Below are 12386 nucleotides of genomic sequence, written 5' to 3'. Positions count from 1 at the left end.
TACAGGTTAACGGGATAACATTCTAGGCAGCCCTGCTCGAATAAAGTGTGATGCAAGTCTCTTTATTGGTGAAATCAATGCAATGAAACTCATAAATGCGAGATGTATCGCAAGTTTTAAGCCTCAGGCGAACAGGTGCAATAACACCGGAAACAGAAACGGTGCCAGCAGTGAGGTAATGATCCCGCAGATCACCAGCGCCAGTGAGCCGAATGCACCTTCCTGATAGTCCATTTCCGCACAGCGTGCCGTGCCCAGCGCATGCGACGCGGTCCCCATTGCCAGCCCGCGTGCAGAACGGGTGGTTATTTTCAACAATTTGAACAGCGTATGTCCGAACACGGCACCGAGAATACCGACGAAGATCACGCAGACTGCGCTGATCGCCGGGATGCCGCCGAGCGACTCCGCGACCGCCATGGCGATGGGGGTTGTGACCGATTTCGGCATGATCGAGGCGGCAATTTCCGGTGTGGCCCCCATCCATAAAGCGATGGCGCCACCGCTGATCATGGCCGTTAAACTGCCGATAAAGCAGACGGCGATAATGGATTTCCAGCGGGCGCGGATCTGATGCAGCTGTTCATACAGCGGATAAGCCAGCGCGACCACGGCCGGTTGCAGCAAATCATTGAGGATTTTACTGCCCTGAAAATAACGTTCGTAAGGGATGCCGGTCAGCAACAGCAGAGGAATGATCACCGCCATCGACACCAGCAGCGGGTTCAGCAGCGGCATGTTCAACCATTGCGCCAGCTTGCGCGCCGCAAAATAGATGGCCAGCGTCAGCGGTAATGACCACCAGATTTCATGGATCATTTTTCGCCCTCCGCCGCATCCGGCTTGCCGGTGATGCGGCGTTCCCGGTGGAAATAATGTGAGGTATAGCCGACCACCACCAGCACCATCAGGGTACTGACCAGGCAGGACACCACCAGCGGACCCAGGTGCTCGATAATTTGATCGTAATATTTCATCACGCCAACGCCGATGGGCACGAACAACAGCACCATATAACGGATCAGCAGATGGCAGCCGGGTTTGACCCACTTCGCCGGGAGAATTTGCGTGGAGAGCAGGGCGAACAGCATGAGCATGCCGATAATGCTGCCAGGAATGGCGATCGGCAGCAGCGCCGCGATGGCATTACCGGCGAACAAACAAAGGTAGATAAGGACGAATGCCCTCAGGTATTTCCAGCACAGAGTGAATAGCTTGGTCATAACTTAATCCCGTTTAACCGATGCATTCATCATACAATTAAACTGTGATCTTCGCCACAAATCACACCATGAATTCTCTCTATGGCTACCATGCCTGTGGGGCTGGTTGACAACCGCGATCAAACCCTGTGCGCGCTTATTCTGCGCTGACGATATCGGCGTTCTGCTGTTGCTTTTGCGCCAGACGGTGGCCGAGGAAAAAGAATAGCAGGCTGAACAGCGCAGCGGCAATCAACATCAAAAACATCATTTGCGGTACGGCGTAACTGAGAATAAAACCGCAGAGTACCGGGTTGACAGCCCCGCCCAGCGCACTCAGATTTTGTACGCCATAGTAGCTGCCTTTCAGGTGCTGCGGAGCGATAAAATCGATAAACATATATTCCACCGGGATCACTATGATCTCTCCCAGGGTAAATATCGCCATGGCCGCGACCCACAGCCAGAGTGATTGCCCGGCCAGCCAAAAACCGATCAGCCCCAAGATGAAACATAACGTGCCCAGCGTTAACCAGCGCAGCATATTTTCCTGACGCATGCCGCGGCTCAGCAGATATTGCAGAGCAATGACGATACTGGCGTTGACGATCATCACCGCTCCGATGACCTGATAGGCGAACTCGGCATTGGAAACGGTAATCAGGTATTGCGACAGATAACCGGTGAACTGGCCGAAAACCACCGCCCCCAGCGTGCTGCCAAGGGTAAAGTAAATCAGCCGGCGATCGTTACGCAGGATGCTCAGCGTTTGGCGGAAATTGAGCGGTACAACGGGAGTGACATCCAACGCCGCAGAGGGTGTTGCGCGTTGCTTGCGCAGACTGAAACTCAACGCCGTTACTGTGAATAAAGCCAGCCCGCCGGAGAGGTAGAACGGCAACAGGGGATTTAACCCGGCCACCAGAACTCCCAATGATGATCCCACCGCCCAGCCGACATTGACCAGCGTGTAATTAATCGAAAAAGCTTTGATGCGTTGCGCGACCGGGAGCCCGTCGGCAAAGCACGCCTTAATGGTGATGCCCAACACCGAATAGGCGGTATGTAAAATAGCCAAAACCACAACGATACCCCCCGGCCGCGGGATCCACGGGATCGCAAAAAAGCTCAGGGCGAACAAAAGAATGGAAATCAGGATCAGGGTGTTTTTGTTGAATTTGTCTACCAGGTAGCCGCCGTACAGGCTGGCGAAGATGCCGATCGCCAGGCTGATGCCCAGAATAATACCGACGCTTTTCGGCAGCAAATGAAAATGCCCGGTGAGGTAGATGGTAATGAATGGCAGCGTAACGCCGCGGCCAATGGTCAGTACCAGCGAACTGGCCAGCAAGGCGTTGATCAGCGGTGGGAATCCCTTCATGTCAGACCTGTTTATGCATACAGTGATAAAGCCAGTATGGATAACATAGCTTATTTTGGCCAGTCCGGCGACGTTGACCGGCCCCGACGGGTTGACCAGTAGTGCCTGCGGGATGGCGGTGGCTTTAAATTCGTAGGTTACTGGCGTGGGTCTCCCGGTAAATCCTTGCCCTATGCTATTGATAATAAATTATCTTTGCTATTAATTTTTCCCGACGTTATAGCGAAATATTTGGAAGCAAGGCGCAAGTTCGACGCTTAGACCAAGGCTAGTGCCTTGCTTGGCGTTATTGTGTAGCCGGAGGTATTTATGGAAAGGATATCAACGCCCGTGTCACGTCGGTTACGAACCAATATGAGCAATGCGGAGAAAATGGTATGGCAGCGGCTAAGGGATCGCCGTTTTTATGGTTTGAAATTCCGTCGCCAGTTTCCGGTTGGGCCTTATTTTGTTGATTTTGTTTGCTGGCAACGGAAGCTGGTCATTGAATTGGATGGGGGACAGCATCTAGATCAGGCCAGTTATGACAATCGACGCAGCTATTTCCTCATGAAGCGCGGTTTTACCGTGTTACGTTTTTGGAATGATGAAGTGTTAAACCATTGGGACGGTGTAGCGGAGGTGATTACGCAGTATTTGGCGGTGGATGAAGGTCCCCCTCACCCCGACCCTCTCCCCCAGGAGAGGGGGAAAGCAGAGCAGGGAGAACAGATGACTGGATGGCAGCGCATAATGGTCCCCTCTCCCAAGGGAGAGGGTTAGGGTGAGGGGACACTAAGAGGTTATTTCACCTGCATGCCTGGCTGTGCGCCACTGTCCGGGCTCAGCAGGAAGATCTCTTTGCCACCCGGGCCGGCAGCCATCACCATGCCTTCGGAAATGCCAAAACGCATTTTGCGTGGGGCCAGGTTGGCGACCATGATGGTCAGGCGGCCTTCAAGCGCTTTCGGGTCCGGGTAAGCGGAACGAATGCCGGAGAAAATCTGGCGCGATTCGCCGCCCAGGTCCAGCTGCAGCTTCAACAGCTTGTCCGAGCCTTCAACAAAGTCCGCACTCTTGATCAGCGCAATGCGCATATCAACTTTGGCGAAATCGTCAAAGGTGATGGTGTCCTGAATCGGATCGTCTGCCAGCGGGCCGGTGACCACTGGCGTTGCCACCATGTCTTCTTTCGAGGCGCTGACCATTTCATTGACCTTGTCCAGGTCGATACGGTTGAACAGCGCTTTGAATGCATTGACCTGATGCCCCAACAGCGGCTGCTGGATGCTGTCCCAGGTAAGCTCGCAGTTGAGGAAGGCTTCGGTACGTTCGGTCAGTGACGGCAGTACCGGTTTCAGGTAGGTCATCAGCACGCGGAACAGGTTGATGCCCATGGAACAGATGGCCTGCAGATCGGCATCGCGGCCTTCTTGCTTCGCCACCACCCAAGGAGCCTGTTCGTCTACATAGCGGTTAGCCAAATCGGCCAGCGCCATGATTTCACGGATTGCACGACCTGACTCACGGCTGGCATAGGCTTCGGCAATGCTTTGTGCCGCGTCGACGAAGGTCTGGTACAGCGCCGGATCGGCCAGTTTGTCGGCCAGTTGGCCACCGAAACGCTTGCTGATAAAGCCGGCGTTGCGCGAAGCCAGATTGACCACTTTGTTGACGATGTCGGCGTTCACCCGCTGCACGAAATCTTCCAGATTCAGGTCGATGTCGTCAATGCGTGAAGACAGTTTGGCGGCGTAGTAATAACGCAGGCAGTCGGCATCCAGATGTTGCAGATAGGTGCCGGCCTTGATGAAGGTGCCGCGAGATTTGGACATTTTGGCACCGTTCACTGTCACATAGCCGTGCACGAACAGATTGGTCGGTTTGCGGAAATTACTGCCTTCCAGCATCGCCGGCCAGAACAGGCTGTGGAAATAAACGATGTCTTTACCGATAAAGTGATACAGCTCGGTCGTGGAGTCCTTGCGCCAGAACTCGTCAAAATCCAGATCGCCGCGCTTGTCACACAGGTTTTTGAACGACCCCATGTAACCGATTGGCGCATCCAGCCAGACGTAGAAGTATTTGCCCGGTGCGTCCGGGATTTCAAAGCCGAAATACGGCGCATCGCGGGAGATATCCCACTGTTGCAGACCGGACTCGAACCACTCCTGCATCTTGTTGGCCACTTGCTCTTGCAGTGCGCCGGAACGGGTCCATGCCTGCAGCATTTCGCTGAATGACGGCAAATCAAAGAAGAAGTGCTCTGAATCACGCAATACCGGTGTCGCGCCGGAAACCACGGATTTCGGGTCGATCAGCTCGGTCGGGCTGTAGGTTGCGCCACAGACTTCGCAATTGTCGCCGTATTGGTCCGGTGATTTGCATTTCGGGCAGGTGCCTTTGACGAAACGGTCAGGCAGGAACATGCCTTTCTCCGGATCGTACAACTGAGAAATGGTTCGGTTCTTGATAAAACCGTTTTCTTTCAGGCGGCCGTAAATCAGGCTCGACAGTTCACGGTTTTCATCGCTATGGGTGGAATGATAGTTATCATAGCTGATGCCAAAACCGGCGAAATCCTGTTGGTGCTCTTGGCTCATTTCCTCAATCATTTCTTCCGGCTTAATGCCCAACTGCTGAGCTTTCAGCATGATCGGGGTGCCGTGCGCGTCATCCGCACAGATGAAATGAACCTCGTGGCCGCGCATTCGTTGGTAACGAACCCAGATATCTGCCTGGATATGCTCGAGCATGTGGCCGAGATGGATGGAACCATTTGCGTACGGTAGCGCGCACGTCACCAATAATTTTTTCGCGACTTGAGCCATAGTGAGAACTTGGTTTCTGTAATGAATAAAAAGGGTCTTCGATGTTACCCGATCGCGTCCGTTACGGCTAGGGCGGTTTCTTTGCGCAGACATGCGCCGACCGGCTCGCAGTTCTGATATGCTTAGCGGGAAGCTATCCATTCAAAATCAAGGAGCCGGGATGAACGCAAAATCCCCCGAGCAGACCAACCCCGAAGTTCTGCGTGCCCTGGTGACCGGTGTACTGGCCGCCTTTGAACACCCGACGTTAAAAAACAATCTGACTGCGCTGAAGGCGATTCACCACTGTGCGCTGTTGGATCATGTGCTGCATATTGAATTGACCATGCCGTTTGCCTGGCAGAGCGGTTTTGAGGCGTTGAAAGACAGCGTCAGCGCAGAACTGCTGCGCGTGACCGGCGCCGAGGCGATCGACTGGAAACTGAAGCATGACATCACCACGCTGAAACGCGCCAACGATCAGGCCGGTATCAAGGGTGTGCGTAATATTATCGCCATCAGTTCCGGCAAGGGCGGGGTGGGTAAATCCACCACGGCGGTTAACCTGGCACTGGCGCTGGCAGCGGAGGGGGCCAAGGTCGGTATTCTGGATGCCGACATTTATGGCCCGTCAATCCCGAATATGCTGGGAACTGAAAACGAGCGGCCAACCTCGCCGGACGGTCAGCACATGGCACCGATCGTGGCACACGGGCTGGCAACCAACTCTATCGGCTATCTGGTGACCGACGACAACGCCATGGTTTGGCGCGGCCCAATGGCCAGCAAGGCGCTGATGCAACTGTTGCAGGACACGCTGTGGCCGGATCTGGACTATTTGGTGCTGGATATGCCGCCGGGTACCGGCGATATTCAGTTGACGCTGTCGCAGAACATTCCGGTCACCGGAGCCTTGGTGGTCACTACGCCGCAGGATATTGCGCTGCTCGATGCCGCCAAGGGCATAGTGATGTTTGAAAAGGTTCACGTGCCGGTTTTGGGCATTGTGGAAAACATGAGCGTGCACATTTGCAGCCATTGTGGACATCACGAGCCGATTTTCGGTACCGGCGGGGCGGAGAAGCTGGTGACGAAATATCACAGCCGCCTGTTGGGGCAGTTGCCGCTGCATATTTCTCTGCGTGAGGATTTGGATCGCGGTGAGCCGACGGTGATCAGCCGTCCGGACAGCGAGTTTGCCGAGTTGTATCGCCAGCTTGCCGGCCGAGTGGCCGCGCAAATGTACTGGCAGGGCGAAGCGATCCCAACGGAAATTTCTTTCCGCGCGCTGTAGCTGTAATTGCAACAGGCTGAAAAATAAAACCCCGGATATTTCCGGGGTTTTGCTTATGGGGCAGTGATGTGTTTGTGCAGGTCGGCGCGGGTATAAGGGCGCTCGATATGCGCGAGGGCCGTAGCAATATGCTCCAGCAACCCCTGCGTCGGCGCCGGTTGCCTATTTCCCATCAGTGCGAGCGGTAAGGCCAGAGCACAGATGATTCGCAGCCAGGAAAGTTGCGGGCGCGGCTTGCCTCGTTGCAGCCACAGGAACAAGGTACTGGCCAGATAACCGAGCACCAAGCCGCTAACCACTTCTGAAGTTGAATGCACCTGAATAGCTAAACGCGATAGCCCGATGGTGAGGGGCAGGATCAAACCTATCACTAGTGCCATGCTGCGCACAGCATGTGAGAAACGTCCGGTCAGCGTCCAGAGCAATACCGGCCAGATACTGGCCGCCAGGGCTGAGTGGCCGCTGAAGCCGGTAAAGTCATAACGTTCGATGCCAATGCCCCAGCCCATAAAGGCCAGTTTGGATGCGCATACCACGCCACCGGCACTGCCGAAGATCAGCGCCCATTGCCAACCGGCAGCGCGGGTGGCGCGTGGAACGACCAATACAACAAAGAGAATCAATGAACATGGCAGCAACAACATGCTGTCACCAAAAAATGTCAGAAAATACCAATCCAGCACGTCAATCTCCGGTGAAATACAGCACCCCATGAGTAGGATGATGGGCAAGCTTCGGAGTTTACCTTGTGGCGCCGGATTGCCCTAGACGCAATAATCTTAAAACCCTTAACGCCCATTCTGGGGAAATAACCGCAGATAGCGCCCAACGGCGCCAATATAGTCTGGCGCAATGCCCGCTAACTCCCTATAATTGTCGCGCTTTAGTCCCCCCCTTCACACTACGAAATCAGGTCTTTAATTTTATGACTGACAAGCCGCATCAGTGCGTCATTATTGGTATCGCCGGCGCATCTGCCTCCGGAAAAAGCCTTATCGCCAGTACGTTGTATCGCGAACTTCGCGATCAGGTTGGCGATGAACATATCGGCGTTATTCCTGAAGACAGTTACTACAAAGACCAGACACACCTGACCATGGAAGAACGGGTCAAGACCAACTATGACCACCCGAGCGCCATGGACCACAATCTGCTGTTCCAGCATCTGCAAATGCTGAAATCAGGCAGGGCGATAGAGTTACCCTTGTACAGCTACACCGAACACACGCGTAAAAAAGAGACTGTTCACCTGGAACCGAAAAAGGTGATTATTCTGGAGGGGATCCTGCTGTTGACGGATATCCGTCTGCGCCAGGAAATGAACTTCTCGATCTTCGTCGATACGCCGCTGGATATTTGCCTGATGCGCCGCATGAAGCGTGATGTGAATGAGCGTGGCCGCTCGATGGATTCAGTGATGGCGCAATACCAGAAAACCGTCCGTCCGATGTTCCTGCAGTTTATCGAACCTTCCAAGCAATATGCCGACATTATCGTCCCTCGCGGGGGTAAAAACCGCATTGCGATCGATATTCTGAAAGCCAAAATCAGCCAATTCTTTGAATAATGCCGTTCAATGGCCGGAAAACCCGTGTTTCCGGCCGGCGGGCAACTATTTGCGCTGCGGCGTAGACCTTTCGCCCGTTGTGTGGCAATTTTTGTTTTAGTGACACGCCTTGATGGAGATAAAGAAATGAGACTGTGCGACCGTGATATAGAAGCCTGGCTGGATTGCGAAAAACTGGTGATTTCACCGCGTCCGCCGATTGAGCGTATTAACGGGGCCACAGTGGATGTCCGTTTAGGCAATCAGTTTCGCGTGTTTCGCGGCCATACCGCTGCGTTTATCGATCTCAGTGGGCCAAAAGATGAAGTCAGCGCCGCGCTGGATCGCGTGATGAGTGATGAAATCGTTTTGCCGGAAGGGGAAGCCTTCTTCCTGCATCCTGGCGAGCTGGCACTGGCGGTCACGCTGGAGTCGGTGACGCTGCCAAACGATTTGGTCGGTTGGCTGGATGGCCGTTCCTCCCTGGCTCGCCTGGGTTTGATGGTGCACGTGACTGCACACCGTATCGATCCTGGTTGGCAAGGCCGAATTGTCCTGGAGTTCTATAATTCAGGTAAGCTGCCGCTGGCATTACGCCCGGGCATGCTGATCGGCGCGCTGAGTTTTGAACCGCTGTCTGGGCCGGCGGCACGTCCTTACAACAGCCGGCAGGATGCAAAATACCGCGATCAGCAAGGTGCGGTAGCCAGTCGAATCGACAAGGACTAACAGCGCTGGAAGCACTGTCGGTGTGGCGTTGACAAGAGGATGGCATGAGAAGATTACTGACGACTTTGGTGATTTTGCTGGTGGTGCTGGTGGCGGGCATGTCTGCGCTGGTGCTGTTGGTTAATCCGAATGATTTTCGCACCTACATGGTCACGAAGGTCGAACAAAAGAGCGGTTATCATCTGACGTTGGATGGCGATCTGCGTTGGCATATCTGGCCACAGCTCAGCATCCTGGCTGGGCGAATGACGCTTACCGCGCCCGGCGCCAGTGCGCCGGTGGTAAGCGCGGATAATATGCGCCTTGATGTCAAACTGTTGCCGTTGCTGTCGCATCAGCTGTTTGTAAAACAGGTCTTGCTGAAAAACGCCGTTATCCGCCTGACGCCCGACAGTGAAGAGCAGGAACAACCCGATGCCCCTGTTGCCCCTTCGGGTCATGCCGAAGAGTCGGTAGACGCGCCGTGGAAATTTGATATTGATAATCTGCAGGTGGTGGACAGTCTGCTTATCTGGCAGCGCGCCAATAATGAGCAGATCAACGTCCGCGATATCAACCTTAGCCTGCGGCAAAATGCCAAACGCCAGGCGCAGATGGAGCTTTCCAGCCGGGTGAACCGCAATCAACGCGACCTGAATTTCACTATGGCGGCTGATATCGATCTGCAGCAATATCCACGACGGATTGCAGCCAATGTGACCCAGTTCAGTTACCAACTGGGAGGCGCAGATATTCTGGCCGGTGGCATTAAGGGCGATGGCAGCGCTCAGGTGGTGTACCAACAAACGCCGCAACAAATCGCACTAAGCCAACTGAGTCTGAGCGCCAATGACAGCAAATTTGCCGGTGATGCCGACATTAAGTTCGGTGAGATCCCTGCCTATACGCTGAACCTGACCTCTACTGCGGTGAATTTGGATGCATTTACCGGTTGGCAATCCAACAATTCGCAGGTTCAACAAGCGCAGAACGTCACTTCAGCACCCGTCATTGCCAGCCAAATGGATGATCCGCAGCAAAACCTTGAGGTGCTGCGAGACTTTAATGCGCAGCTCAATTTGAATGTGGATCAACTGACCTACCGTGGCATGAACATTGCCCATTTGGCGCTGCAAGCAGATAACCGGCAGGGTCTATTGACGTCGCATTCGCTTTCCGGACAGCTGGCCGGCGGTAATTTTGCTCTACCAGGCACATTGGACGCACGGGGTAGCCGCCCGATAATCACTTTGCAACCGGTACTGAAGCAGGTTGAACTGGGTACCGTTCTGAAGGCGTTTGATATGCCGCAGGTCTTGACCGGCAAGTTCAGTATGCAAGGGAATTTAACCGGCGATCGCTTTACCTCGCAGTCGTTTGAACGACGCTGGCAGGGGACTGCCCAGATGGCGATGCAGGATGCGCAGCTACACGGCCTGAATATTCAGCAGTTGATTCAGCAAGCGGTGGCGCGTAACGACAGTAGTGTACGCGGGCAGGACGAGTATCAACGTTATACCGAAGTGAAACAGTTGGCGGCGAAAGCCAGCCTGAACCACGGCTCGGTAAAAGTCACCGAGCTGAGTGCGGACTCACCGCTGTTGAACCTGAGTGGCAGTGGTACGGTGGATATGCCGGGCAAACAGTGCGATATGGCGCTAAATGTACGGGTAACCGGGGGTTGGCAAGGGCGTAGTGATCTGATTGAACAACTGCAGAAAACGCCGATCCCGCTGCGGGTTTACGGCCCATGGAACCAGCTCAACTACCAATTGCAGGTCGATCAGGTATTGCGTAAAACGCTGCAAAACCGGGCGAAGGATGCGCTGAACAAATGGGCTGAAAAGAACCAGGACTCGCGTGAAGGCCAGGATCTCAAAAAGCTGCTCGATAAACTTTAATCAAGCATTGTGCGGGTCGGTCAATGGCCGGCCCGCACATCTGTAAACCTCGCCAGAGTCTTTCCCTTTCTTAATAATTTCCTCCCGTAACTTTGACGGATATCATAATGTTTTAGGCTGAGTTTGTGCAGAGTGTGCGCAGTTAAGCGATTTATACGCTATGGCATAGTCAAAAACGATAATGATAAGTTGAGGGAATATGATTGAGCTTCTGATTGGTGCGGTCGTCGCGGCGGGCGTTGGCCGTTACATCATCAAGGGCTACTCCGCTACCGGGGTGTTGATGGTGGGGGGCCTGTTACTGTTGGCCATCAGTGCCTTGATGGGCAAAAGCCTGTTACCTGCCAGTGCCGCATCTACCGGATGGCGCGCAACCGACATCATCGAATACGTCAAAATTCTGCTGATGAGTCGCGGTGGCGATCTTGGCATGATGATCATGATGCTGTGCGGGTTCGCGGCTTATATGACGCACATTGGCGCTAATGATGTGGTAGTCAAGCTGGCCTCTCGTCCGCTACAGATGATCAACTCTCCGTATCTTTTGATGGTCGCGGCCTATTTTGTCGCTTGCCTGATGTCACTGGCGGTGTCTTCCGCCACCGGCCTGGGCGTGTTGCTGATGGCCACGCTATTCCCGCTGATGGTCAACGTCGGCATCAGCCGTGGTGCAGCGGCGGCTATCTGCGCTTCGCCGGCGGCGATTATTCTGGCACCGACCTCGGGTGACGTGGTGTTGGCTGCCAAGGCGGCGGAAATGCCGCTGGTTGATTTTGCTTTTAAAACCACCTTGCCCATTTCCATTGCGGCCATTATTTGCATGGCCATTGCGCATTTCTTCTGGCAACGCTATCTGGACAAGAAGAACAATGAACAGCATCACATTATGGATGTGAGCGAAATCACCACTCATGCCCCAGGTTTCTACGCTGTGTTGCCCTTCACGCCGATCCTCGGGGTGCTGGTGTTTGACGGCAAATGGGGGCCGGAACTGCATATCATCACCGTGCTAGTAGGTTGCATGTTGTTGGCGGCGGTCATTGAATTCTTGCGCAGCTTCAGTGCCAAACAGGTGTTCACCGGGCTGGAGGTCGCCTATCGCGGTATGGCGGATGCCTTTGCCAGCGTAGTGATGTTGCTGGTGGCAGCCGGTGTTTTCGCACAAGGGCTGAGCACCGTCGGGTTTATCAGCGGGCTGATCAGTCTGGCGCAGTCGTTCGGTACCGGCGGTATTATCATGATGTTGGTATTGGTGGTGATTACCATGTTGGCAGCGATGACTACCGGTTCGGGTAATGCTCCGTTTTATGCTTTCGTTGAGCTGATTCCCAAATTGGCGGCGCAGATGGGGGTTAATCCGGCTTATCTGGTGATCCCGATGCTGCAGGCTTCAAATCTGGGGCGCACTCTGTCACCGGTTTCAGGCGTGGTGGTTGCGGTCTCCGGTATGGCAAAAATTTCGCCGTTCGAAGTGGTGAAACGCACTTCGGTACCGGTGATTGTCGGGTTGATCGTGGTGATTGTGGCAACGGAGTTGCTGGTTCCCCAGCATTGATAAAAGGGGC

General features: G+C 54.2%; 11 protein-coding genes. 6 read left to right on the top strand and 5 right to left on the bottom strand.

Annotation, left to right across the window (positions count from 1 at the left end):
- Positions 1 to 123: 123 nt before the first annotated feature.
- The 3 genes from ACGS9J_RS09445 to ACGS9J_RS09435 all read right to left on the bottom strand — a co-directional run bounded on the left by ACGS9J_RS09445 (position 124) and on the right by ACGS9J_RS09435 (position 2583).
- Positions 124 to 819: a CidB/LrgB family autolysis modulator gene (locus ACGS9J_RS09445; RefSeq protein WP_442230668.1), complete on the bottom strand. Its 696-nt coding sequence runs from the start codon at positions 817 to 819 to the stop codon at positions 124 to 126.
- A complete protein-coding gene (locus ACGS9J_RS09440) occupies positions 816 to 1223 on the bottom strand; it encodes a CidA/LrgA family protein (protein ID WP_442230667.1) in 408 nt (135 codons plus the stop codon). The genes ACGS9J_RS09445 and ACGS9J_RS09440 overlap by 4 nt, the downstream gene beginning before the upstream one ends.
- 136 nt (positions 1224 to 1359) lie before the next feature.
- Positions 1360 to 2583, bottom strand: coding sequence for an MFS transporter (locus ACGS9J_RS09435; RefSeq protein ID WP_442230666.1), 1224 nt, complete (start codon positions 2581 to 2583; stop codon positions 1360 to 1362).
- Between the two features lie 309 nt (positions 2584 to 2892).
- Here ACGS9J_RS09435 and ACGS9J_RS09430 point away from each other — a divergent pair, with 309 nt between their 5' ends.
- Complete coding sequence (locus tag ACGS9J_RS09430; RefSeq protein ID WP_442230665.1) at positions 2893 to 3345, top strand: endonuclease domain-containing protein; 453 nt, start codon at positions 2893 to 2895, stop codon at positions 3343 to 3345.
- A 20-nt stretch (positions 3346 to 3365) separates the two neighbouring features.
- Here ACGS9J_RS09430 and metG read toward each other — a convergent pair whose 3' ends face one another.
- Positions 3366 to 5393 carry a methionine--tRNA ligase gene (gene metG / locus ACGS9J_RS09425; protein WP_442230664.1) on the bottom strand — a complete coding sequence of 676 codons (2028 nt, stop codon included), beginning with the start codon at positions 5391 to 5393 and terminating at the stop codon, positions 3366 to 3368.
- A 160-nt stretch (positions 5394 to 5553) separates the two neighbouring features.
- On the opposite strand from metG, the gene apbC reads away from it, so the two are divergent.
- Positions 5554 to 6666: an iron-sulfur cluster carrier protein ApbC gene (gene apbC, locus ACGS9J_RS09420; RefSeq protein ID WP_442230663.1), complete on the top strand. Its 1113-nt coding sequence runs from the start codon at positions 5554 to 5556 to the stop codon at positions 6664 to 6666.
- A gap of 53 nt (positions 6667 to 6719) precedes the next feature.
- On the opposite strand, the gene ACGS9J_RS09415 is transcribed toward apbC, so the two are convergent.
- Positions 6720 to 7349 (bottom strand): phosphatase PAP2 family protein, encoded by a 630-nt coding sequence (locus ACGS9J_RS09415; protein ID WP_442230662.1) that lies wholly within the window; start codon positions 7347 to 7349, stop codon positions 6720 to 6722.
- Between the two features lie 242 nt (positions 7350 to 7591).
- Between ACGS9J_RS09415 and udk the strand changes: the two genes are divergently transcribed.
- The 4 genes from udk to dcuC all read left to right on the top strand — a co-directional run bounded on the left by udk (position 7592) and on the right by dcuC (position 12376).
- Complete coding sequence (gene udk / locus ACGS9J_RS09410; protein ID WP_020826003.1) at positions 7592 to 8233, top strand: uridine kinase; 642 nt, start codon at positions 7592 to 7594, stop codon at positions 8231 to 8233.
- A gap of 126 nt (positions 8234 to 8359) precedes the next feature.
- Complete coding sequence (dcd, locus tag ACGS9J_RS09405) at positions 8360 to 8941, top strand: dCTP deaminase (protein WP_012006010.1); 582 nt, start codon at positions 8360 to 8362, stop codon at positions 8939 to 8941.
- Between the two features lie 44 nt (positions 8942 to 8985).
- Positions 8986 to 10821, top strand: coding sequence for an outer membrane assembly protein AsmA (asmA, locus tag ACGS9J_RS09400; RefSeq protein ID WP_442230661.1), 1836 nt, complete (start codon positions 8986 to 8988; stop codon positions 10819 to 10821).
- 199 nt (positions 10822 to 11020) lie between these two features.
- Positions 11021 to 12376, top strand: a complete 1356-nt coding sequence (gene dcuC / locus ACGS9J_RS09395; RefSeq protein ID WP_442230660.1) for an anaerobic C4-dicarboxylate transporter DcuC — start codon at positions 11021 to 11023, stop codon at positions 12374 to 12376.
- Positions 12377 to 12386: the final 10 nt, after the last annotated feature.

This window comes from Serratia quinivorans (genome assembly GCF_052113645.1).
GTDB lineage: Bacteria > Pseudomonadota > Gammaproteobacteria > Enterobacterales > Enterobacteriaceae > Serratia > Serratia quinivorans_B.
Note: the sequence above shows the minus strand (reverse complement) of the source record. Positions and strands in the feature narration are given on the sequence as shown.